This is a genomic window from Paenibacillus silvestris (assembly GCF_009882985.1).
GTDB classification, from domain to species: Bacteria; Bacillota; Bacilli; order Paenibacillales; family NBRC-103111; genus Paenibacillus_E; species Paenibacillus_E silvestris.
In genome coordinates, this window is record NZ_WTUZ01000016.1 from 269,002 (window position 1) to 294,845 (window position 25,844).

The 25,844-nt window shown below is 46.7% G+C and carries 15 protein-coding genes; 13 read left to right on the forward strand and 2 right to left on the reverse strand.

The features are described 5' to 3' along the window. Positions 1-145 precede the first annotated feature (145 nt). From GQF01_RS13950 to GQF01_RS13985, 8 genes are all read left to right on the forward strand, one after another. A complete protein-coding gene (locus tag GQF01_RS13950) occupies positions 146-5,182 on the forward strand; it encodes an Ig-like domain-containing protein (RefSeq protein WP_161407374.1) in 5,037 nt (1,678 codons plus the stop codon). Positions 5,183-5,254: 72 nt separating this feature from the next. Beyond that, positions 5,255-9,073 (forward strand): polysaccharide lyase family 8 super-sandwich domain-containing protein, encoded by a 3,819-nt coding sequence (locus GQF01_RS13955; RefSeq protein ID WP_161407376.1) that lies wholly within the window; start codon positions 5,255-5,257, stop codon positions 9,071-9,073. A gap of 20 nt (positions 9,074-9,093) precedes the next feature. Then, positions 9,094-10,116, forward strand: coding sequence for an S-layer homology domain-containing protein (locus GQF01_RS13960; protein WP_161407378.1), 1,023 nt, complete (start codon positions 9,094-9,096; stop codon positions 10,114-10,116). Between the two features lie 186 nt (positions 10,117-10,302). Then, positions 10,303-11,250: a carbohydrate ABC transporter permease gene (locus GQF01_RS13965; protein ID WP_161407379.1), complete on the forward strand. Its 948-nt coding sequence runs from the start codon at positions 10,303-10,305 to the stop codon at positions 11,248-11,250. 67 nt (positions 11,251-11,317) lie between these two features. After that, positions 11,318-12,109: a carbohydrate ABC transporter permease gene (locus GQF01_RS13970; protein WP_407945406.1), complete on the forward strand. Its 792-nt coding sequence runs from the start codon at positions 11,318-11,320 to the stop codon at positions 12,107-12,109. A 122-nt stretch (positions 12,110-12,231) separates the two neighbouring features. Next, complete coding sequence (locus tag GQF01_RS13975) at positions 12,232-13,605, forward strand: ABC transporter substrate-binding protein (RefSeq protein ID WP_161407383.1); 1,374 nt, start codon at positions 12,232-12,234, stop codon at positions 13,603-13,605. A 129-nt stretch (positions 13,606-13,734) separates the two neighbouring features. After that, positions 13,735-15,486 carry a sensor histidine kinase gene (locus GQF01_RS13980; protein ID WP_161407385.1) on the forward strand — a complete coding sequence of 584 codons (1,752 nt, stop codon included), beginning with the start codon at positions 13,735-13,737 and terminating at the stop codon, positions 15,484-15,486. Continuing rightward, positions 15,480-17,051 carry a response regulator transcription factor gene (locus tag GQF01_RS13985; protein ID WP_161407387.1) on the forward strand — a complete coding sequence of 524 codons (1,572 nt, stop codon included), beginning with the start codon at positions 15,480-15,482 and terminating at the stop codon, positions 17,049-17,051. The genes GQF01_RS13980 and GQF01_RS13985 overlap by 7 nt, the downstream gene beginning before the upstream one ends. 480 nt (positions 17,052-17,531) lie before the next feature. Here GQF01_RS13985 and GQF01_RS13990 read toward each other — a convergent pair whose 3' ends face one another. Continuing rightward, positions 17,532-18,365: a helix-turn-helix transcriptional regulator gene (locus GQF01_RS13990; protein WP_161407389.1), complete on the reverse strand. Its 834-nt coding sequence runs from the start codon at positions 18,363-18,365 to the stop codon at positions 17,532-17,534. A 156-nt stretch (positions 18,366-18,521) separates the two neighbouring features. On the opposite strand from GQF01_RS13990, the gene GQF01_RS13995 reads away from it, so the two are divergent. From GQF01_RS13995 to GQF01_RS14010, 4 genes are all read left to right on the forward strand, one after another. Then, positions 18,522-20,201 (forward strand): DUF4091 domain-containing protein, encoded by a 1,680-nt coding sequence (locus tag GQF01_RS13995; protein ID WP_161407390.1) that lies wholly within the window; start codon positions 18,522-18,524, stop codon positions 20,199-20,201. A 445-nt stretch (positions 20,202-20,646) separates the two neighbouring features. Continuing rightward, the gene (locus tag GQF01_RS14000; protein ID WP_161407391.1) at positions 20,647-21,939 is read left to right on the forward strand and encodes an MFS transporter; all 1,293 of its coding nucleotides are present in this window, start codon (positions 20,647-20,649) and stop codon (positions 21,937-21,939) included. Between the two features lie 129 nt (positions 21,940-22,068). After that, positions 22,069-22,845 (forward strand): DeoR/GlpR family DNA-binding transcription regulator, encoded by a 777-nt coding sequence (locus GQF01_RS14005; RefSeq protein ID WP_161407393.1) that lies wholly within the window; start codon positions 22,069-22,071, stop codon positions 22,843-22,845. A 257-nt stretch (positions 22,846-23,102) separates the two neighbouring features. Then, positions 23,103-23,975 carry a sugar phosphate isomerase/epimerase family protein gene (locus tag GQF01_RS14010; RefSeq protein WP_161407395.1) on the forward strand — a complete coding sequence of 291 codons (873 nt, stop codon included), beginning with the start codon at positions 23,103-23,105 and terminating at the stop codon, positions 23,973-23,975. 51 nt (positions 23,976-24,026) lie between these two features. Here GQF01_RS14010 and GQF01_RS14015 read toward each other — a convergent pair whose 3' ends face one another. After that, positions 24,027-24,830: an AraC family transcriptional regulator gene (locus tag GQF01_RS14015; protein WP_161407398.1), complete on the reverse strand. Its 804-nt coding sequence runs from the start codon at positions 24,828-24,830 to the stop codon at positions 24,027-24,029. Positions 24,831-25,004: 174 nt separating this feature from the next. On the opposite strand from GQF01_RS14015, the gene GQF01_RS14020 reads away from it, so the two are divergent. Then, complete coding sequence (locus GQF01_RS14020) at positions 25,005-25,829, forward strand: phytanoyl-CoA dioxygenase family protein (RefSeq protein ID WP_161407400.1); 825 nt, start codon at positions 25,005-25,007, stop codon at positions 25,827-25,829. Positions 25,830-25,844: the final 15 nt, after the last annotated feature.

A 25,844-nucleotide genomic window follows, 5' to 3' on the forward strand; every position in this document is an offset into this window, starting at 1 on the left:
GTGAAAATAATGTCGAATCTCAAGTAGGAAACAAGTAAAGAATTTAAACGAAAAAGTAAAGATTATGCACATGATTTGGACAATACGTACTGTATCATATGGAGAAGACAAGAACTTCTCATACGATACTAAGGAGCCGTGAATCATGCCTTTTATTAAAACGTTTAAACGCACTGTTTCTTTGGGTGTTGTTTCGCTTTTGGCCATCAATGTGGTGAATTTACCGTTCGGCAGCAGCACCCAAACAGCCTATGCGGCCGTCATTCCATCGCCATCGGCTATACCTACGGTGGTGAATACCTACGTGTTGGCTGACAAAACGCAAATTGCGACGCTTGGCGAGCAAGTTCAGCTAAAGGTAATGGCACATATGAGCAATGGAACGGAAGTTGAGCTGAAGAAGACAACCGCCTCCAATTCAACAGATCCTGAGCTCAGCGGTGTTCATTATACGTCAACCGTTCAAGGTGTAACGATCGATGATGCAACAGGTATATTGACGTACGACGGCTCTGCGGGCAATGTGCCTGTAGATGTTAAAGCTGACATCAAGTACTTGGATGTAAAATATTTCGAGGGATTTGAAAGCGGCAACATCGGCAGTTTTAGCTATGACCCGAGTGCCACAACAACGACATCAACGGCGGTAGTGGCCAAAACAGGGGCAGGGATTCCAGCGCACAGCGGCACGTATAGTGCTAATCGCACAGGCCCCACTACGAATACGGTAAGAGTTGATATGGGCCAAGCCTTGAATGGGGTTGTGACGGCATGGTTTTATAATGGCTCCGCTGGGGCAGCTTCCCCTGCTGATCAGTCTAGAAACAATATTTATGTAGGTACCAAAACTACATCAGGAGCCGTGAATGTATCAGCGGGGCTGCTCATGGGAGAACATTGGGACGGTGCCACAGGTTCGGGGACTAAATTTACTACGCGTTTAATGACTTCCGCCTTTTCCCCTTCACCCGTGAATCGTGGAACAACGCCATCTTGGCATGAGTTCAAATGGGACCTCACTTCAGGTACCGATGCCAAAATGTACATAGACGGAACTTTGGTTGGCACGACAACAGCAGAAACGAAATATCAATACGTCGCATTGCTCGGCAATTGGCTGCCTAATAATGCAGTTACTTACTATGACGATATCAAAACAACACAGCTTGGAACCAGTCTATCGACAACACTGTCGATCCCGGTTACGACCGCTGATTTGGAAGGGTTGACTGTAGCGGGACAAGGCGGAGCGGCAGCTATTACGGCAGATGCAGGTTCCCTGCAAATGACAGCAGCTGTCAATCCTGCTGGCGCACCTTCCATGGTGACATGGAAAGTAGAGAATGCAGACGGAACGCCAACGAACAATGCCGAGATTTCGGCAACAGGCTTATTGTCTGCGAAGGGGAATGGAACCGTCAAAGTAACGGCTACCTCCACGGTTAAGCCGGAAATATCCGGTAGCGCTGTAATCACGATCACAGGCCAGACGATGAAAGCTGCAGCTATCACGATTCAAGCGTCAGCGGGAGCAACAAGCTTCACGACGCTTGATCCTGTAGCGCTTAGTGCTTCGGTCATACCGGTGGACACGGCGGATCCATCCGTTACTTGGGCTATCCTGCAAGGAGCGGATGTCGCAACGATTTCGAGCACTGGCGTTCTTACGCCAGTTAAAGCCGGCACCGTGCAAATTCAAGCAACAGCCAATGATCCTAGCGGTGTAAAAAGCAATATTTTGCAGCTAACATTTGATGTCAAAATGACCTCTTTGACGGTGACAGGAGCTGGTGGAGCTACAGAGATCACTTCGCGTGCTGGACAGCTGCAAATGGGAGCGACGGCTCAGCCTGGAGGAGCGCCAACCACTAACGTAGCTTGGACGGTAGAGAAGGGGACAGGAAGTGCTTCGATCAACAGCACTGGTTTGTTGACAGCCATAGACAATGGCTCCGTAACTGTCAAGGCTACAGCGCAAGACGGCAGCGGTGTTGTCGGTCAAACGAATATTCAAATTTCGGGTCAAGGAAGCCATACCTTCTATGTCAGCTCCTCCGCAGGCGATGACGCGAATGATGGATTAAGCGCAGCTGCACCATGGAAAACCTTGAATAAAGTCAGCAGCACGACGTTTATTCCTGGTGACAAGATTTTGCTCAAAGCAGGCGATTCATGGAATGGTCAATTATGGCCGAAAGGTTCAGGAGCGGAAGGCAGTCCAATTATTATCGACCAATATGGCACAGGCAACAGACCTCTTATTAACGGGCAGGGGAATAATTTCGATCAAACGATATACAATTCAACGACGACCTACAACTCAGGGGCAGTGTTTCTGAAAAATCAGGAATACTGGGAACTTAACAATTTAGAAGTAACGAATGATGACAATTTTGCAAGTGAGAACAACGATTCTGCTGCGCTTAGAGCGGGTATTTTCTTCACCATCGATGCGAATGAAAGCGATCGGGTGTACAACCACATTTATATCCGAAACTGTTATGTTCATGATATCGATGGAAACAACAACGCAGGTCCCAAAGAAAATGGCGGCATTATCGGTGTAGTCAAAGGAACGGCTCCAACCAGCCAAGTGACTTCGGCCAGATTTAATGATGTGAAGGTTGAAAATAATACGATTCGCAAAGTCGATCGCGTTGCCATTCGTGTTGCGGCTCATGCGAACTATGTCGGCGACGATTCCTTCTCAACGACAGCCACATTCAAATATGGCAATTGGAACACGGGCTTTTACATCGCGCATAACACGATGGAAGATGTGGGCGGAGACGGTATTATTTTACGGGATACGGATGGGGCAGTTCTGGAGTATAACTATTTGAACAAATTTGGTACGCGGGTTGCGAGCAGCAATGCCATTGCAGGCATTTGGCTGGCAGTTGCCAAGAATACACTCATTCAGTATAACGAGGTTACGGGAGGACCTGCTAATAATCAGGACGGATGCGCTTTTGACTTCGACGAATTCCTGATTAATACGGTTTACCAATACAATTACAGCCATGATAATCCGATGGGGTTCATGCTCCTGATGGGAACCAATGAGAACGATGTATTGCGCTATAACGTCAGTCAGAACGACGGCATTATATTCAGGCACTTTGCTTTTGACGAGAAGACAACGGGCTCTATTTATAATAATGTGTTTTATTATGATGGAAGTAAGAACCAAATAATGGGTTCAGGCAACACAGTGAAAAGGGGTTATAGCTTCTATAACAATATTTTCTATAACACGAACACGACGACACCTACAAATTGGCTGAACAACAGTTGGAGCAATGCTTTATTCAGCAACAATGTGTTCTATGAAGCGGGAGGCGTTCATTCTGCGAATGAGCCTAACGATGCTAACAAGGTGACAGATGAACCAAAGTTTGTGCATCCAGGTGGTGCAGGATCAGGATTGGCAACAGCCAATGCCTATGAGCTGCAACCGGATTCGCCTGCTATTAATGCGGGGATTGCGATGAATAATAACGGTGGTAAAGATTATGAAGGCAATCCGTTATACAAAGGGTTTGCGGATATTGGAGCGTTCGAATACCAAGGCGATACAACGGGAGTCAATCATCGTCCATTGATTTCGAATGCGAAATACAGTGTAAAAATAGACCGTCCTGTAACAGGCAAGCTCACTGCAAGCGACCCTGATGGCGATCAGCTTCAATATTCAATCGTGAGTAACGGGTCTTTAGGTAACGTTCAGCTATTGGATAGCACGACAGGCGACTTCGTGTACACACCTCATTCCGGTGCGACAGGGAACGATAGCTTTACGTTCAAAGTATCTGACGGCTTGCTTGATTCTAATGTTGGAACAGTCACGGTAGCTATCGCGCAGGCAAATCTACTCCAAAACGGCGGATTCGAAGCGGGCACAACTGCACCGCCGCCTGGCTGGACTTCCTTCTATGGCACAGGCGCCACAATTATTAGCGATCCGGCCCATGTACACTCCGGCAGCAATGCTGTGAAGTTTATGAGCAATAATTCAGGTGCTGAACAAGTGGTAAGCGGTCTAACACCGAATACGAACTATGTTGCTAGAGGCTGGATTAAAGTGATGGATGCCGGAAATACGCAAAGCATCGGTGTCAAAAATTATGGCGGCAGCCAGATTTCAAAATCAATTAGCACACTGGATTATTCAGAAGGTAAAATCATTTTCAAAACAGGTGCTGCGAATACAGCTGCCACCATTTATTCATGGAAAAATACGAATGCGAGCAATGATGGAAAAGTAGCGTATCTCGACGATATCTCCCTCTCGTTATATGAGAGTCCTACAGCAGTTAGCGCTGATGTGAACACCGTGCAAGACGCTGTCTATAACGGAAACTTGTCGGTCAGTCGTTATGATGGGGATACGCTCTCGTATGCAATTGTCGTGGGTGGTACGAAAGGGACAGCGGTGATTACGAATCCGGCAACGGGTGCGTTCACGTATACACCGAACCCAGGCGTAAGCGGAACCGATACGTTTACTTTCAGAGCCAATGACGGTATGGCGGATTCAGATGAAGCTGTTATCACGATACACATTGCGGCTTCACCGATGGTCCTCTCGACAGAGCTTACAGGGGTCAGCACCGTTCAATCCGGTGAGTCGTTCAAAGTCACCTACGGTTTGAAAAACATCGCACAAGCCGCATTAGCACAAGATGTGACCGTCCAATATGATGCAGATGTGATGGAGTTTGTATCTGCAAGATCCGTCATTGAGGGCGTCACCATGATGGAGCCGATTACGCAATCAGCGGGCAAGCTGAGAATGATCATCGTAAGTCAAGGTGCTGCTCATGCAGTCAGTGGCAACGCGCAAGTGGTGGAGCTGACGTTCCGAGCGAAAGCCGTCATGCAAAATACGACGGGTACCGTCACGGTATCGAAGGCTGTTCTCGGCGATGCGCAAGGAGGAGAGGCGCAAGCGGCAGCTTCCAGTTATAGTGTAGCGATTCTTGCACCGATGCCAGGCATGCCAGGCGATCTCACGAATGATAAGAAAGTGACGATTGGCGATTTGGCTATTGTGGCAGCTAACTATGGCAAAGATACCAACAGCCCTGATTGGCAGCAAGCGAAAAAAGCAGATGTTGTGGCAGATGGTAAAATCGATATTGACGATCTAGCATTTGTGGCATCCAAAATGATGGAGTAAGAAAGAACGGGGGAGTGAAGTATGCTCCCCTCTTTTTTAATTAACGGAACGTATCCGTATAGGGAGGTACGAATGAAACAACAAAAAAGAACATTTCACGTCATTCTTACGCTGCTCATTCTCATGCTTGTCATCCCATTTACGCCGCATGCAGCAGCAGCATCCAACCCCGCTGACGAATTCGACGCGCTGCGTGCCAAAATGTTTACTTATTTCACGGGAGGAAGCGGCTATGATCCGAATGACTCGGATATTTCCGTAAACATTAAATTTAAGAGCGATGCCGTAAGCAATGAGAATTTGACCGGTTACTGGGACACGATGAATAAAGCGGCGAACAGGACCTACTTATGGGCTGATTTGCAAAGCACAACAAAATCGAGCGAGGTTTCATCGCATTTTACACGATTAAATCAAATGGCAATTGCTTATTCCACAATTGGCTCCCCTCTGTATCACAATAGTAGTCTCAAATCGGATATCATCAGCGGTTTGGATTGGGCTTATGCCAATCGCTATAAAGAATCCAAAAGTGAATATGACAATTGGTGGGACTGGGAAATTGGTACGCCTCAGCTGGTTAATAGCACACTAGTTCTCATGTATGGGGATTTGACGCAAACTCAGATTGATAATTACATGCGGGCCATTGACCGATTTGTTCCTAATCCAAGTAAACGAACGGTAAGTTCGGTCGTCGAGACGGGAGCGAACTTACTGGACAAAGCTTATGTGGTGTCTCTTCGCGGCGTTATCGGTAAGTCGAGCGCCAAAATTACACAAGGCAGGGATTCAATGAGTCCCGCATTTCTATATGTAAAAAGCGGAGATGGTTTCTACGAGGATGGATCGTTTATTCAACATACTTATGTTGCCTACACAGGCGGATATGGGGATGTGCTGCTCGGAAGGATGGCGGATTTGATGTATGTATTAAGCGGTTCTTCGTGGCGTATCATAGATCCGAATGTGGCCAATGTATACAGATGGGTCGAAGAATCATACAAGCCGCTCATTTATATGGGGGCCAGCATGGATAATTTGAAAGGACGGGGAATCTCACGGCAAAGTGGGAACGATCATACAACGGGACGATCTATTATTTTGAGCATGCTTCGTCTGGCAGAAGGTGCATCGCCTGAGCAAGCGATGAAAATCAAGCGGATGGTCAAGGAATGGATATCAACCGATACAACCTTTGCGAACTATTACACAGGGGCAAGTATGTTCGACATGATCCTTGGCAAGAGGCTGATGAGTGATTCAGCGATCGCAGCACAAGGTAAGCTGGTAGGTCAATTCCAATTTCCGGGAATGGATCGTGTTTCCCAGCTTCGTGAACATTTTGGACTGGGCATTAGCATGTTCTCGCCACGTGTTTCCGCCTTTGAATATGGCAATGGTGAAAATAGCAAGGGGTGGTTTACGGGTGTCGGAATGACGACGCTGTACAACAATGATTTGAAGCAGTACAGCGGCAATTACTGGGCTACTGTCAATATGTACCGCCTTCCTGGGACGACAACAGATGGTTCTGGAAGCGGAACACCGGTTGACTGGAAAAACTATGCGAATCCAAACACATGGGTTGGCGGTTCATCTGTTGATCAACTCTACGGCTCAGCGGGGATGCAGTTCTCACTTTCTCAAAATACGGGAAGTCCCTTGCAAGGAAAAAAATCATGGTTCATGCTGGGGGATCAAATCGTCGCCGTAGGCTCAGGGATAACAAGTACGGACACGGCACGCACGGTTGAAACCATTGTCGAGAACCGTAAGTTAAATGAAAGTGGAGATAATACGTTCATTGTAGACGGTGTCACCAAGCCGAATGGGCTTGGATGGTCGGAAGCTATGAATAACGCACACTGGGCTCATTTGGCTGGCAATGTGCCAGGTTCTGATATCGGTTATTATTTTCCAGGTACAGCATCCATAACTGGACTACGGGAATATAGATCAGGAACATGGAAACAGATTAATACAGGAGGAAACACGGAACAAGTGGCGAATCCTTATCTTAGCCTGGCATTTAATCATGGTCGAACACCTGCAAATGCTTCTTATGCTTATGTTGTGCTGCCAGGCAAGGATGCGGCGGCAACGGAGATCTATGCGGCTAATCCGGATATTCAAATGCTGGAAAATTCAGCCGATGCTCATGCGGTGATGGATACGTCTGTGCATGCAGTTGGAGCGAATTTCTGGAATGATGTAACCAAGACGGTCTATGCAGACAATGAACCACTGATTACAAGCGACAAGAAGGCTTCAGTCACAATGCTCGAAACGAATGGAGAAATCCACATCGGGATGTCTGATCCGACGAAAGCGAACACAGGCACGATTCAAGTGGAAATTAACCGCAGTGCAGCTGGAGTCGTTTCCCTCGATCCTGGTATCACGGTTACCCAGTTCAGTCCGACAATCAAACTGATCGTTCAAACGAGTGGGGCTTTCGGTAAGACATTCGCAGCCAAGTTCAATCTGGAAGCGCCTTCAAGTATAGAAGCGCCTATTTTGGTAAGTGCAGAAGGCGGCGCTTCTCAAGTTGTCTTGTCTTGGACTGGCGTGCATGGAGCAGCTGGATACAGGGTGAAGTATGGCACGTCTTCAGGTGTATACACCAAGACGCTTGATGTCACAGCTGTAAGTTCAACCAATCAAGTTGCCGTCACTGGCTTGGAAACGGGGAAGAAATACTATTTTGCCGTAGCGGCTTACCAAGCAGCAGGTGAAAGCAGTCTTTCAAATGAGTTATCCGCCATTCCGGTTCCAATCATGATGATTTGGCCTGAAGCTGATGCGTATGTCCGTGACGGCTCTTATGCCAGTACGAGCTATGGGACAGCGGATAGTCTGGTAACCAAGCAGGATGCTGCTGGATATGCCCGGCAATCGTACTTGCGATTCAATCTAGCTTCCATTTCTGGCACTATTGCAAGCGCTAAGGTTACGCTCATTCCGGTTGGTGTGAGTATGTCTGGTACAACGAATCAGGCGCAGCTTGTGGCGGATAACAGCTGGGGAGAGTCGGGGATTAATTGGGATAATAAGCCTGCCGGGGGCCAAGCGTTTGCCACTTGGGCACTTACAACGGCTTATTCGGCTGCCCAATTTGATGTAACTGAGCAAGTGAATGGTGCGCTTGCGGCTGACAAGAAAATGTCGCTGTTGATTGCCTCTACGTCGAATCAGGGAGCGAAAGGGGACGTGAGTTATGCGTCCAGAGAGCATGTCAATGTCTCCTATCGACCTGTTCTTGAGGTTACGTTAAATACGCCACCGGCAGCACTATCAACAGAGCTTACTGGCGGCAGGTCGGTAGCGAGCGGGGAAACATTCAAGGTTACATTCAGTTTGAAAAACTTGACACAAACGGCTTTTGCACAAGATGTCACTCTGAACTATGACGCGAATGCGATGGAGTTCGTATCGGCGAAATCGGTGATTGACGGCGTCTCCATCCTGAAGCCAATAAAGCAATCAGCAGGTAAACTGCGACTAATCATTGCTAGTCAAGGTGCAGCTCATGCAATTAGCGATGACGCGCAAATTGTGGAGCTAATTTTTAGAGCCAAAGTTGTCACGGAGAATAAGACGGGGACGATGGCGATTTCGAAAGCGGTGCTTGGCGATGCTGAAGGGGACGAGGCGGAAGCGGCAGCTTCTAGTTACAGCGTAGCGATAGTGGCTCCGATTCCAGGACTTCCTGGCGATCTGACGAACGATAGGAAAGTGACGATTGGCGATTTGGCCATCGTAGCAGCCCATTACAGTAAAGATACAAGCAGCTCAGATTGGGAACAAGCTAAGAAAGCGGACGTTACTGGTGATGGTCATATCGATATTAACGACCTTGCCTTTGTAGCGGCCAAAATAATCCAATAAATCGTAGAGGATGGCTTATAATGAGACGTAAAATCGTACTTGCCACATTAGTCTGCAATCTTGGTTGTTCCTTAGCACTACTCGGTCCGGCCTATGCGGAGGACGCTTCCCAATTTGTGATGAAGACCACGGATACCGAATCAACAGGCGAATTTACAGTTACGTTACAGGGGGAAAATCTGCAGGATTTATTCGCGTATGAAGCAAAGTTCGCTTTTGATGCCAGCAAGCTCGAAGTCGTCAAAGCAGATACGAAGATTGAAGGCTTCTCCGTTTCTCCTATCGTGAAGAACAACGAAGTGACATTTGCACATACCAAAGTGGGGAAAGTAGATGGCGAGAAGGGAAATTTGGACATTGGGACTATTACCTTCAAAGCCAAGAAGGTTGGGGCATCCCAAGTGACATGGACCTCTATGAAAATCGTCGATCACAATTTAAAAAGTCAATCCATTACGCTTAGTAAATCCGCTGATTTCACCAAAATCTTCAGCGATCTTGCCGGTCACTGGGCCAAATCGGATATTATGCTGATGGTCAGCAAACAGATCGTGGAAGGTATGGATGACGATCATTTCGCACCGGATACGAATGTAACACGCGCACAGTTTGCAACTCTAATCGCCAAAGCCTTGAACCTTAAGGAAGGCACGGGGCTCAATCCTTTTGCTGACGTCGCAGCTGGCTCCTGGTATGAGGACACGGTGAAGAAAGCTTATGCAGCAGGGCTGATCAACGGAGTTTCTGATGATACGTTTGCCCCGGAGAAGAACATTACACGTGAAGAAATGACCGCTATGCTCATGAGAGCGAAGGCTCAGGCGACGGGGACCAAAGTCGAAGATATGACGGCAAGTACCAGGGCCACGTTCAGCGATGAGAACGCAGTCAGTGATTGGGCCAAACACTCCGTAGAACTGGCTGTTGGTGATGGCTTAATGAATGGCCGAACAGAGCAAGAATTTGCTCCGCAGGAACATGCCACAAGGGCAGAATCAGTGGTTGTGTTGAAAAGGCTTTTAGGAGGAATCAGCGCAAAATAGTCAATATTCTCGAAGAGATTGCTTTCTACCGGACCGTACTGGTCAGGTGGTTGGCAATCTTTTTCATTTACTGGGGCATAAAGTAAAAATACTACACAAATCAGTAAAATATCAGATTCATAGGTGAAAATGAAAAGGCAGTATAGTTGATCTATACGATGACACTTATATAGAGAGGTGAACGGCATGTTGATCCATAAGTCAGAGAGGGTTGTTTTAACTTCGACTCCTTCGAGGCCAAGAGCTTTCTGGAATCAACCAAGAAAAGAAGCGCTCGCGGGATGGTTATTTCTATCGCCCGTCTATCTATGCATTCTAATTCTAGGGGTATTTCCAGTCTTGTTCTCCTTATTTTTAAGCTTTTGTCAATGGAACTTAGTTGGGGGACTTTCAAGTATTAAGGTTATCGGGCTTGATAATTTTAAGCAGCTATTCGAGGACGATAAGTTCTACATGGCCTTAAAAAACAACTTAACGTATACGGCAATTACAGTGCCTATTGGACTCGTGTTTGCCTTAATTCTATCGGTCCTCATACAAGCCAGAGTGTTTGGACAAAGCTACTTTAAGATCGCTTTTTTCATCCCGTATATCTCTTCCATAACGGCTCTTGGTGCGATTTGGAGCGCTTTGTACCATCCATCCCTAGGTCCGATTAATCAGTTCTTGCTCCGCCTAGGGATTCATAACCCACCGAAATGGCTGGCGGATACCCATTACTCGTTAACCTCCATCATGATTATTGCGATTTGGGCTGCTCTTGGCTATCAAATCATTATATTTATTGCTGGATTGACGAATATCCCGGATGAGCTATATGAAGCGGCCAATATGGACGGCGCATCTTCCTTTCAGCAGTTTTTCCGGATTACACTTCCCTTGCTTGCACCGACAACGTCCTTCTTATTTATTACGACGCTAATGTCATCCTTTAAGGTGTTTGATTTAATTGCTTTTCTTACGGGCGGGGGGCCAAATGATTCCTCAACTGTGCTGGTCTACCGCATTTATGAGGAAGGTTTCCAGAACTTCAGGATGGGGTATGCTTCAGCGATTTCATGGGTCTTGTTCCTTATTATCGGCGTTGTAACTTTGATTACTTATCGGCTGCAGAAGCATTCCGCTTACGAATAGCAGAAAGGAGAGGGCTTGCTTGTTATTGAAAAAGATAGATATACCGAAGTGGATCACTACGATATTGATGGGATTATTTTCGCTCCTATTCCTTCTGCCTTTGCTTTGGATGCTCTCGGCGGCAGCGAAGTATGAGAAGGATGTCATGGTATTCCCGATCCAGTGGCTGCCAACCAAGTGGAACCTGATGAACAACTTCCAGGAAGTTTGGCTTAGCAGCGTCCCGTTCTCTTTGTTTTATTATAATTCACTAAAGCTAGCGCTCACGATAACTCTTGCAACGTTGCTCTTCTCATCCATGGCGGCATTTGCCTTTACCAAACTGCAATTTCGTGGGCGCAATACGGCATTTGGCATTTTGCTTTCCTTGATGATCATCCCTGCCGAATCTACGCTGGTGCCTCGTTATTTGCTGCTCAAGTGGCTGCACTTGTACAACACGCATGCGGGATTAATGCTCATGGGGATGTTCTCGACCATCTATTTTACCTTCTTGCTGCGGCAGTTCATGGTCTCCATTCATAGTGAATATCTGGAAGCGGCGAAAATAGACGGAGCAGGCTATATTAGAATGTATGTGCAAATCATCCTGCCGTTATCCAAGCCGATTCTAGCAACAGTAGCGATTATTAAATTTATTTGGGTCTGGAATGATTATCAGAATCCGCTGATTTTCCTTATATCAAAGCAATTGTATCCCATTCCGCTTGGCTTGCAGCTTTTCAAAAATGAATTTGCCGACAATTACGCGGTTCTTATGATGGCCTCTGTTGCTGCCATTTTGCCTCTATTAATGATCTTTATCATTCTGCAAAAGCAAGTAATCAAAGGTATCGCGCTTGGCGGAGTCAAAGGTTGATCGCTATGGATAGAAGGTAAAGATATCACACAAAGAGAGCAAGATATTATACCATTGCGGAGTGGAAAACCGTGTAAAATACGGAATATCAACAACAAAAACGACTAATTGGGGGACATCACATGACAAATAGAAAGGCAATTTTGCTGAGCAGCGCCTTATTCACGATGTCAATTCTGAGTGCATGCAGCGCGGGTTCTGATAAAGAAAATGCGGGATCTTCCGCAGCTGCGACAAGCGCAGCGCCTGCTGCAACACAAGCGGCTGCAAAGCCGGTGAATCTCAAATTTTACACATGGGATAATGAAACGAATCAGGTCGCACGGCAGAAGATGATCGATGCTTTTCAAGTCAAATACCCGAACATTAAGGTGCAGAATATTTCTTTGGTTCCCGGAAATTCCGTGGAAAGCATGAAGAAAATGGATGTCTTAATGTCTTCCGGTGAAGAGGTCGACGTTCTTGAATATGGGAACATCGATGAAACGCTGGCCAGAGCGGCAGCAGGCGTCCTTGCTCCACTAGATGAGCTATATGCCAAAGGAAATGTAAAGCCGGAAGAAGATTACTACATTAATCCCAAAGTCAATGGGAAATATTACGCGACGATGCTGACATCAAGTCCTTATTTTGTACTGATTAATGAAGAGGCGTTGAAGGAAGCCAACCTTCCACTGCCATCCTTCGATTGGACCTGGGACGACTTTCGGGAGTATGCCAAAAAGCTTGCGAAAGGCGAAGGCAATGATAAACGATACGGCGCTTATTTCCATACATGGGGCGAGTATACGAATCTGATTGCATATTCTGATCTCAAGAGCCCTTACCTGACTAGCGACCTCAAGCCTGGTTTTAATGATCCTTCGTTTGCGTACTTCTTCAATCTGCGTCGCTCCATGGAGAAAGACGATAAATCCGTAAAACCTTTAGCTGATGTTGTCGGAGCGAAGCTAAGCTATATTACGGAATATTTGAACGGTAAAGCAGCTATGCTGGCAACAGCGCCATTCATGCTCGACAATGTGATGAACAAGGAGAAGTATCCGCACACATTCAAATCGGTTATTGCTCCGCTGCCTCGCTCATCCAAAAGCGGTGAGCAAGGCATTACGAACATAGGAGGATCTTACGTGTCGGTTGCCTCCAACTCTAAACATAAGCAGGAAGCTTATGATTTCATTCGGTATATGACGACGGAGCAAGAGGCGAGACTGGAATTGTCCGGGTATAAAAAGGCTGATCCCAAAGCGATCGTCGATCGCCTATATGGCAAAGCGGCGGATATTATCGACGTGACGTCGCTGCAAGCAACCATTTTTGATAAGAAAATAAAAACGAATTTTGATCCTGCCATCTCCGTTTCTTACGGCAACCAGTTGAAGGGCATTCTGGAAAAAGGCTTTAGCAAGTTTATGCTCGACAATACGACGGCTGAGGAAGCTCAGAAGTGGATGATGGATGAATCGGATAAAATCGCTAAGCAAAATGCAAAATAGGTTTTCATGGACACACCGGATAGAGGGCGTAAAAGCGTCCTCTATGTTTTACGTTCATAGGGCAACAGGCGTTATGCTATGATAGGAATAGTTAAATGTTAAGCATCTCAGAAGGCAAAAGGAGTTCCCATGAGAATCCACTCACTATTTCGATTTTCCTTTTATCGACGCATCCAAATCTCATTTCTCTGCTTTATTTTACTGCCGACTGTTGTTGCTGCATTTCTCAATTATTCGATTACGCATCAAAATGTGAGGGAGAAAATTTTCCTCAGCAATCAGACTGTGCTTACCGTCATTGCCAAGGATATATCCAAAACGATTGATGATATGACGTATGCGTCGAACTTTTTTGTTCAGGATGAAAATGTTAAAAAACAGCTGCGCAACTTTGTGGCTATGAAACGCATAGAAAGCTTCCATGATTTTGAGACCTATTTGCAAATCAAAGACTTTTTCAGTCTGGTTGATGTGAAAACGATGAATCCAGACATTCTCATGTATGTGTCCAATCAATCCGGATTTATCGTTCAATCCAGTGAGATTCAAGGGGCAGACCCTGAGCTGACGAGGCAGCAGTACGAAGCCGTTAAATGGCGTGTGAATCTGTCAAAGCCCAATATTTTGCAATGGCTTGGAACTGTGCCCACGCAAGGGGAAAACGCGTTAACCAACAAGGCCTACTTGCTTGCAAGAGTAATCAAATTTCCAAGTGATACGCAGCAGCTGGGTACTTTGTTTATTTCCATACCTGAGCGTTATTTTATGAAAGCGTTCGCGCAGCTAGGTACATCGAAGTTGGCATTGTTTGATACGGAAGGCAAAATGATTGCGGGCAATCCGGACGTCCCTTATGTCATGGATGCTCACGCTGGAAGCAGCATTAGAAATGAGAGTCTAATTCAATATTCAGGCTGGAAGCTCATTAGTGAAACGCCAGACGAGCAAGCTACTGGTGAAATTACGAAGACATTTTTCATTACGCTGCTGCTGATCATTCCTTTTTTTCTAATCTTTTTCGTCGTCTCGATGTATGTAGCGAAGCGGCTTCATCGGCCCATTCGGCAGCTTCAAGCTGGCGTGAAGCAATTTGGTAATGGCAATCGGCGGATTCGGTTTGATGAAGAGGGCAAGGATGAAATTTCGGATTTGGGCCGAACCTTGAATATTATGCTGGAACAAATCAACCAGCTTATTGTGGAAAACGAGCAGGAGCAAGAGCAGAAGCGTGAATTAGAGCTTCAAGCGCTATATTCACAGATTCGTCCTCATTTCCTGATGAATACCCTGAATTCAATCAAGTGCAATTTAGCGTTAGATAACGAAATGGTCCATAGTCAGAAGATTAATTCTTTGATGAGCTTATTAAGGGCTTATATGAAGTTCAATGAACCCTCTAGCCTTGGGAATGAATGCAAGCTGCTGTTTCATTACGTGGACATCATGCAGATGCGCAGTGATCTTGTCGTTCAGTTGGATATTGAGCTTCCTCCGGCGCTTGCCAACTTAGAATTCCCGAAGCTTCTGCTTCAACCCGTCGTGGAAAATGCTTTTGTACACGGCTTTAGGAAAGCTGTCGATCAACCTCGAATTGCCATTCGTGCTGAGCAAATTGAAAACCGCGTGGAAATTGCGATCTCCGATAATGGGGTGGGTGTGAGCCAGGAGAAAATTAATCAGCTCAATGCCGAGCTGCTAAACTCACATGATACGGAAGCTTGGCAATCGGATAAACGCGTGGGACTGTGGAATGTTTTTCAACGGTTGAAAATGACCTATGGCAGCTGCTCATCCATGACATGCACACAGAGTGAGCTCGGGGGCTTGACCGTTAGACTCGGATTTACAGAGAAATTGGATATAGGGGGATCTGCATGTTGAATGTCATGTTGGTAGATGATGATGTGCCGATGATCAAATATTTGACGAAACTGATTTCTTGGGAATCATTGGGGCTGCGGCTTGCTGCGACGGCACATTCGGGAGAAAGCGCCTTGCAGAAATTCCATGAAACACAGCTCGATTTGATCATAACGGATATTGGGATGCCACAAATGGATGGCTTGGAGCTGGTAGCTCAGTTAAAGGCGATCAAGCCTGAGCTTCAGGTTGTATTTTTGACCTGTCATGAAGAATTTCACTATGCCAGAAAAGCTGTGCAATTAGATGCAGTCGACTATTTGATTAAGGATGAATTAACCTCCGAACAGCTTGATGTAAGTCTGCGCAAAGCCATTCAACTGTTAACTGAGGCTAAGAATCAAGTAGAGGACATTGTGTATAAACAAGATTTGATCAAAAATAAAGATTTACTCAAGATGACGTACTTTCAGCAGCTCCTTACAACATCATCGGCCACAGAGATGCTTAGTTATGGGAAGCGGTTAGGGATCAACTGGGGACATTCGCAGTTTCTTATGGCGGTTGGCTCCTTTCATAGGGCTTCGGTCTATAAACAGTATAGATTTGAAGATATGAATTTGCTGTTGTATGCGGCTGGGAACATAGCGAGTGAATTGTCCTTGCAATCGCAGCAGCAGGTCACGTTATTTTCAGATTCGGACGGTCAATTGATTTGTATATATAATTATCAGCAGAACCTGAGCGTGAATGCGACAACGCTGTTTAAGGATTATTTATTGTCTTTACGTGAACTGATTAAACAGTACTTGAAGATGGATGTGTTCCTTCATTATGGGATTCCTTTCAAAGGCGTGGAGGGAATAAGCGCTAATTATAGGACGATGAAGATGTGGCAGAAGTCAGCTTTTTATGAAGATGATACGTTCGGGACGATCAAATTGTTGGAAGTTCCTTTGTGGAATGTCAGTCATTCTCTGGAGGAACAATGGGATCGGATCACAGAAGCCGTTAAAATCAAAGATGCCAATATCGATGGAATTACTAGATCCCTGTGTGCTTTAGAAGCTTTCGCTCGTGAAGAGCGGATTGAGTCGGGGATGTTCCTGGCGGCATGCTCGCATCGAATTCGTCTGATCGAATTGGAAGCTAAGCCTAAAAGCGAAGAAACGTTCCATAGCTGCTTGCTGAGGTGCAAGCGGTTAAAAGAGAGTCTTGAATTAATCAGCTGCAAAATAGAAGAGCTGCACACAGCATCCCTTCATATGGCGATAGATAAAAAGCCGAAGCTGCAGCAAATCGACCGGTACATAACGGATCATTTGGCTGAAAATATTTCGATGGTGGATATTGCCGATTATTTATTTCTGAATCCAAGCTATTTTTCCCGATATTTCAAGCAAGAAACCGGTGTGAATTTCGTTGATTACTACCACCAATTCAAAATGAAAATTGCCTGCGGCTTGTTAAAAGAAAAGCAATACAATATTGAAATGATTGCGCTAAAGTTAGGCTATATGGAACGTACGTATTTTTCGAGGATTTTTAAAAAGTATGTAGGTGTCAGCCCTAAGCATTACAAATGAGGCTGACGGCGGAGCTTCGAAACTTGGTGAATTTCTTAGGAAAGTTAAGGGAACTCTAGGGCGCTATTTCAAGGGAAACAGACATTAGAGGAAATGGGAGGGAACTGTGATCCTCTATATCATTGTCATTGACAGATAGAGGTCACGTTTCGCTGTAATAGAGCCCTGTAGTTCCTCACATGCGCTTGAACCACCACTTTTCGCCTAAATAGGGCCCTCTAGTTCTCTTAAAGTAGGAAAAGTTTGTTAAGTGGAGTGTTGCTGGGCAGCTTCGTTATTTACCTCCGAGTGGAAGACACTGGATTTAAGCGCGTACACTGATAGGCAGAAACAAAAAAGAAATAGACGTCCATACGTTCAGTGCATACATTCAGTGCGATCCATGCTTCGCTTTGCTCGCCGTAGTCTCGTGCTCAGCTTCCCTAACGCTGCGCGCGTCAGTACCAAGACGCTATCCTCTTCGGGTAGCGTCTCTTTGTATTAACTCCGCGCGCGGTAGTGCCTGGGCGCTAGGCCCCCATATTTTTTAAACAAACGGGAGAAGTAGCTTTCGTCGGGATAACCCAGGGCGTCGGCGATTTCCTTAATTGGCAGGTCGGTGCTGAGCAGGAGCCGTTTCGTCTCCTCCATTTTCAAACGGTGAATGTAATCATGCAAGGGGTAGCCAGTATGCTGGCTGACCAATCGGCGCAGCGTAGATACGGCCATATGATGCCGATTGGCGAGCTGTTCCGCGTTAAGCGGGGAATACAAGCTCGTAGCGATATCTTGCAGCACATCTACTGCTTTGGAAGTTGTCGCTTGGCCCTGCGGGAGTTTGGATTTGGCCATCCAATTGAACAGCATCGCCTCAAGCTGAAGAGCGGCCCCATCAATTTGCGTCGGAGATCCGCTCTCAAGAAGCAGGAACATGGCATCGAGCTGCGCGATCCAAGCTTCTTCAAACCCGACGTGCTTCACGATGTCGGTCTGCACAAGCCAACTTCCAAGCCATTCCTGAATGCGGCTGCCTTCAAAGCGCACATAATATTCGTCCCAATGCCCGCCCTCCTTCGGGCCGAAGTCGATGACACTTCCGGGAAAAACAAAGAACAGGCACCCTTTCTCGACATGCTGCACAGGCCCTTGATTCACGCGGTAAAAGCCGCTTCCGCCAGCGATATACAGAAATGCCCAGCTTTCGAAGGTGGCCTGGCTGCGCTGCAGCGTTCGCCCCGGCAAGTGTCCCATTTCGTTTATCGTGAGAGAAGGGATGCTGAGCTTGGATGAATCGATTTTGAGATCTACGATGCGAATCGGCTGCGGACTGATCATAGAGTCCAAGAAGCGTGTCATGGGTGTCATTCCTTTCTGTCAGATAGCGAGGTAAACTGAAGCTGCATGACGAAAATTCCAAGCGGAAAGCCCACTGGTCATTAGTTACAGGAGTCATGTGACGCTTATTCATAGTATAAGTGAAGGAGACCTATCATGCCAACGTTACAAGCGCAATTCGAGTCACGTTGTCTTTCCTCTTTGGTGAAAGTTTTTGCTGATGAAGAGCTTCAAGCCGCTGCGTCACACGCCGCCTCTGCCTTGCAAGGCGAAATTTACTCCTTTCAAGTTGCCTATCGAAGCCAAGCCCAGTTACCTTTCTCTTTGGGTGTAACGTCAACTTTGCAAGACGGCATCCGTCTGCGCAGTGTACAGTTGGTGCCGGCTGAATTTCCCAACTACCCGAACCACGATGAGGGTGTGCTGCGCGATACCCCGGGGCTGTACCCGGATCTGCTCGTGCCTGTGCCAGATTCGGGGACATTAACGGCGATTCCCAAACAGTGGCGCTCTATTTGGGTCACGATGGAGGTAGGCCGCGACGCGCAGCCTGGTTCGCACGCAGCAACTATCACCTTCGTCGACACGGCAGGGGAGACGCTGGCTAGCGAAACGTTTACGCTTACCGTGCTGCCTGCCGCACTACCGGAACAAAAGCTGCTCCATACGGAATGGTTCCACTCAGACAGCCTGGCCGTCTATTACGGCGCAGAGGTGTTCAGCGAGCGATATTGGGAAATCGTAGAATCGTATGTGCAAACGGCAACAGCTTATGGCTGCAATATGCTGCTGACACCGATTTTTACACCTCCGCTCGATACGGAGGTCGGCGGGGAACGTCCAACGGTTCAATTGGTGGAAGTCTGGAAGAACGGCGAATCCTACACGTTCGGTTTCGAACGGCTGAAGCGCTGGGTTGAGATGGGGAACCGCAACGGCGTGAAGGTGTTCGAGCTCTCGCACTTGTTCACGCAGTGGGGTGCGAAGCATGCACCGAAAATTATGGCTACTATCGATGGCTGGACGCAGCGCATATTCGGCTGGGAGACGGATGCGGCAGGCGAAGTGTATCTGGGGTTTCTGGCACAATTTTTACCGGAACTGGTCGGCTTCCTGAAGCAAAATGACTTGCTCAACCGCACCTATTATCATATTTCGGATGAGCCTGTGGTCGAGCATTTGACGTCCTACAGCAGTGCCAGTCGTTGGGTGCGGCAGTTTATGGAGAATGTCCCGTCACTGGACGCACTCTCCAACATATCGTTCTATGAGCAGGGGCTTGTTCAGACACCGGTTGTTGCGAACAACCATATCGAACCATTTCTGGAGCGTGGAGTGGAGCCCTTATGGACCTATTATTGCTGCGCCCAATACGAAGCTGTCTCTAACCGCTTTCTCTGCATGCCATCTGCGCGCAACCGCATCTTAGGCTTGCAACTCTATAAATATAACATCGCAGGTTTCTTGCACTGGGGCTATAACTTCTGGTTCTCGCAATATGCGAAAATCCCGATTGATCCGTATCGGAATACAGATGCGCATTATGCATTCCCTGCCGGGGACCCGTTTGTCGTGTACCCGAGTCAAGAGGGAACGCCGCTCGTTTCCTTGCGGTTGGAAGTGTTCCGCGAAGCGCTGCAAGACTTGCGGGCTTTGGAACTGCTCGGCACTCTCATTGGCCGGGAACAGACGATTGCGTTGATGGAGGAAGACGCTGCCGAACCGATTACGTTTGCGTCCTACCCAAGGGACGAGGCGTGGCTGCTCGCTTGCCGGGAACGCATCAATGCGGCGATCGGGCAAGCCGTAGCGAGTGGCGTGAGGGCAGAACACTAGAAACTGTCTGCATAAGCTGTAGAACCTGCACCGATGGCGCGGGCTTCTGCATCGGATTGGTAGACCACGAAAGTAGCATTAAACCCCAAAGAACTAAGCGGGTATACGCTTAATTCTTTGGGGTTTTTGAGTATTCTCGATAGTCAACAAGGTTTCCCACGTATCGCAAATAAAATGGCATTAAAAAGCTAAAACATGCATATTATTATTATAAAAACGCAAAAAGAATTGAAAAGACAAGAAAATATCTGTATACTTAAGCAATAACGCACGCAAAAGTGCTGAATTAAACTTTCAATGGAGGGTGAAGTACGCATGAAATTTCATTTTTTCGGAACGGAGGGGGCCGAAACTGCTGCATGAAGATTGGGAATGCTTTGCAAGCCTTGCGGCACGCATCTTGTTTATGTCAAATTAATAGTCTTAGTTAACTAAAGGAGTATTTATGAACCTTTCATCATCTGAGGATCGGTCTGGCATAAGTCAGCGGCCGATCACGATTATCGCCATCGTTACGGCATTCTGTTTACTCGGAGATTCCATGCTGTATATCGTTTTACCTATTTATTGGAAAGAAGCCGGCCTGAACGCTTTATGGGAGGTGGGCTTTCTCCTTTCCATCAACCGCTTCATCCGCTTACCGATGACTCCGCTGATTGGCATGCTTTATAAGAGAATGTCTCTGCGAACAGGCTTGGTTTTTGCCATTCTGCTGGCGGTCGTAACGACCATCGGCTATGGCGTCTGCAAGGGGTTCATACTATGGACCATTCTCCGCTGCATCTGGGGAATCTCCTGGTCTTTCTTGCGCATGGGTGGGTTTTTGAGCATTATCCGTTATTCGGATGATTCGAATCGGGGCCGTCTCATGGGACGCTACAACGGAATATCCCGGCTGGGCAGCTTGGTCGGTATGTTGCTCGGAGGCATACTCGTTCCACTTGTCGGCATGGACTCCGTTTCCGTGGCATTCGGTTTAGTTATGCTTGCCGGACTTCCTTATGTTGCAATCTACATTAAAGGCAATAGATCGGATGAAGCGGACTCTTCTGTGTTAGATAAGGAACGGTGGGACAAACCAAAAGCGATCTGGACAAGAGCTGTCATCAGCATCATTACAACCGGCCTCATCGTATATCTGATCCAAACCATCCTGAGCGCCACGTTAAGTCTGGTAATCGAAACCAATTACTCGTCTCAGTTGTTGCTAATCGGGTTCGTCGTTACGAGCACGATGCTGTCTGGTGTGCTGCAAGCGGCAAGATGGGGCTGGGAACCGTTTCTCGCCATTTGGATCGGCCTCCGCTCAGACGGTCCGAGAGGGAGGCTGCCTCTGTTCGGGCTGGCACTACTCGGCGCTGCTGTCGGTTATGCCTTGGTGCCGTGGCAGCTTCCTATTTATTGGTGGTGCATAGTGATCCTATTTATCATGGTGACCAGTACGGTACTTTCCACCTTAATGGATGCTTTGGCTTCGGATGTGGCCCGCCAGTCATCCGCTATCGCGGTAATGACCGCGTACTCGGTGGCAACCGATTTGGGTTCCGCTCTTGGTCCGTTGCTTATTTACTTGCTAATCGGCCTTCCAGATGGCTTGAAGTACATTTATTTAGGAAGCGCACTTCTTCTCCTGTTAATCGCTGTGTGGCACCGTCCCGGATCCAAACCAGGGAACACCGCTTTGAGGAACGAAAAGAAACATGTTAAACAGGAAAAAGGGGAGGTCGAGGGGGCGTAGGCAATCATTCCCGAATGTCGTTTATTGATGTGCTTTCCACATAGATTTCAACATTTACTCGACGAGGTATTTTTGGTACCCTTAAAGCAGATCTTACGAATAAACGCAAAAACACGGAGGAATGATGAAATGCTTGCACCCGAGAGGCATCGCTTAATATTATTGGAACTGGAATCCAAAGGACAAGTCACCGTTGTGGAATTGAAATCATTGCTGCAAGTTTCTCTTGATACGGTGCGCAGGGATCTTGAACAGTTGGAGCAAGAGGATAAAATTAGGCGTGTACATGGTGGAGCTGTTTCCAAAAGAGAGGACGCAGTGACGAATCAGGCGTTCTTTAAGCGTACAATTTCGCAGAACGGCAGGAAGCAAGAACTGGCTATGTATGCAGTCGAGCTGGTGAAGGAATATCAAGCTATTTCTCTCAATGCCGGTACGACGAATATCGAGGTTGCCAAACGGCTTGCCGCACGCTTCGACAAACTTACGGTGATAACAAATTCTCTACGGATAGCGGAGATTTTCGCTCAGAAAAAGGGCTTCACAGTTATTATTCCTGGGGGTTATCTGGATCATGAGGAATTTTCCTTGTATGGGCGCTCAATGGTAGAGGAAATAATGAATTTCAATATCGACCTTGCCTTCATTAGTATCAATGCGATTTCCCTTAAGAAAGGGTTGACTGATTTTCGCCAAGGTGAGGCTGAGGTCATCAATGCGATGCTAAAGAGTGCCACGCGGAAAGTTGTTGTAGCGGATTCCAGCAAATTTGAAACGGTCTCCTACCTGAACATTTGCGGTTTGGATCAGATTGATTTGATCGTAACAGATTCTTTGATGGATAAGGACTTGTTTGACAACTATAAAAAACATAATATCTCGATCATCAACGCAAGTTTATCCTGACTTGTGTTTTTTTTATGCTTTAAAAAGCTAAAAAAAGCATAATAAAGCAAAAATGTGCGGATGTACAACTAGAGTGGTTGAGGAAGGATTTGTCCCAAGTTGTATCGGCAATTCCCGTTACAGCCAATTTCGTGTGGCAGCCTCCCCTTGGAAGGAAGGGAATGGGGGCGTCATTCGCGAATTTGTTCATGTAGTAAAAAGTCCCAGCCATAAAGGTCACCATGTGGGTAATGGAAACGAATACGGGAGGTAAGAAGATGAAAATCGGATTAAGTTCGTATAGTTTACTGCAGGCATTGAAATCAGAGAAAATGACAATTTTGGATGCCGTTGACTGGGTGAAAGAGAACGGCGGCGAACATCTGGAACTTGTTCCTTACGGCTACACGCTGGTGGATAATCTGGAGCTCGCTGATCAGCTCAGGGATAAGGCGGAGGTGGTCGGCATCGACCTCTCCAACTATTCCATTCCCGCTAATTTCGTACAGGAAACGGAGGCGGAATTCGCCGCAGAAATGGATCGCGTCAAGCAGCACGTTGATCTTGTACATCGATTGGGTATGAAACATATGCGCCATGATGTCACCGCTTTCACATTGCCTCCTGAGAAAATGACCATCCAATATTTTGAGGATAGCTTACCGCTAATTGTTCGCGGCAGCCAAATCATTGCTGACTATGCGGCTGAATATGGCATTACGACAACAATTGAAAATCACGGCTTTTCTGTGCAAGCAAGCGATCGTGTGCAACGTGTGCTGTTCGAAGTGAATCGGCCTAATTTCAAAACAACGTTGGATATAGGCAATTTTATGTGTGTAGATGAAGCTCCGTTGGTTGGCGTGCGCAAGAATTTGCCGTATGCTTCCTTAGTTCACTTTAAGGATTTTTACTTCCGACCGTATTTCCAAGACCCGGGAGAAGGGAATTGGTTCCGGACATCCAATGGAAATTATTTAAGAGGCGCGATCGTAGGCCAAGGAGATATCGAGATCCGCGAAGTCATCAAGCTGATCAAAAGCTCAGGTTATGACGGCTATGTAACGGTGGAATTCGAAGGAATGGAAGATTGCGAGTTGGGCTCACGTCTCGGCATGAACAACTTGAGACGATTGTGGGACGAAAATTAATAGGAAATGACGGGGCTGCCTTCGCTTGATACGAGCGATTGGCAGCTCTTTTTAGGTTTGACGACGAAATGCGCTTGGTGACAATCCGAACTTCTTTTTAAACAGCTTGGAAAAGTGGAATTCATCATAAAATTGCAAATGGGCGGCGATCTCTTTGATGGATAAGCTTGTTGTCTCCAGCGATATTTTGGCCGATTCAAGCTTTAAATTCAACATATATTCGCTGGGAGAAACGCCTGTTATAGAGCGAAAGCGAGAGAAGAAAGTAGTCCGAGACATGCCGCTTTGGGCAACAAGTTCATCGACCCGAATCACTTTGTCCAAATTTCGGTGGATATAAATCATGATGTTATTGAGCTCTGTATGGCGAGCAGCAGGGGCAGCGGAATGCTCCTTAGCGAAGAGTAACGTCATTTCCTGCAGGAGGATATTGGCTGAATAAGCATATCCAAATGGCTCAGCAATCAATAGATCGATGATTCGTTCACACAGTTGAATAGCTTCAGCTATTTTCCCTGTTGAAACCACCTCGTTCACGGGCAATTGCAGAGATTGCATGGCGTCCAGGGAGCTGAAGTCAAGATAATAAAACTTCCAGTCATTGCCCTGACATCTGTATGATGTGGGTTTTCCATCTGGAACGATAAAATACGAGCCTGCATGCAAGTCATACTGCTGTTCCCCTTGAGAAAGAAGCCCCTTGCCTTCGTAGGTAATAAATAGGCCGGGAACTTCAAAACCATTTCCTCTGATGTTCGTGTAGGTATCATTCGCTTGGACTTTCCAAATCGAAATAAAGGAGGCGAGAGGGATTGGTGTATTTCCAATACCGTAGGGGATATTCATGAAGGACATGGAACAACGTCTCCTTGGAAATCGTTCTAATGTACATTTAATTGAAGGGTATTAGCTAGAATTAGTAATATATTTGTACAATTATACATGAAATTAAACCATCAATCCATGGTTGGAAACAGCTAATTCCTCTACACTTAAATCAGAAACCACAAGTAGAGGAGAGTATGTGCAATGATGGTGAAAGTCGGAACGCGTGAATTTGAGATGGATGGCGAGCAATTGACAGAGCTTCGAAGCTCCAATGATATTTTGCATGATAAGCAGGCACTGCGTGAACGGATGGAGGAAGACGGCTATCTATTAATTCGTGGGTTTCATGATAGAGATAAGGTGCTGGAAGCACGGACGAGTATTTTGGAAAAAATGGCTCAAATGGGCAAGCTGAATCGGGATACGCAGTTGGAAGAAGGCGTTATGGCCGACGGCAGCAAAACCATTTTTATGGGGGGAACGAACGAAGACCTGCCCGCTCTGTTGAATGTATTGAATGGCGAACATATCATGCGCTTTTTCGATGAGTTTATTGGGGAACAATCGTTAACGTATCATTACAAATGGCTGCGGGCCGTAGGCAAAGGGGATTTCACCGGAGCGCACTACGATATTGTGTATATGGGCAGAGGCACACAGAATGTCTACACCGTATGGTCGCCACTTGGAGATGTATCTTATGAAATGGGTGGACTGGCTATTTGCCTAGGTTCTCACCGTTTCGAGAAATTAAAGCAATCCTACGGATCCAAAGATGCAGATCGGGATGGAGTCGGTCATTATACCGATGATCCGCTTGTCATCACAGAGAAGTTTGGCGGCAAGTGGGCAACAACGGAATTTCAAGCTGGGGATGTATTGATATTCGGTATGTTTTTAATGCACTGCTCGCTTGAAAATACGACTAACCAGTACCGGATTAGTGTTGATGCGAGATATCAATCGGCCAGTGAGCAGGTTGATGAGAGATGGAGCGGGAAAAAGCCGAAGGGTCATCATAAATAAAATGCGAAGAGGCTG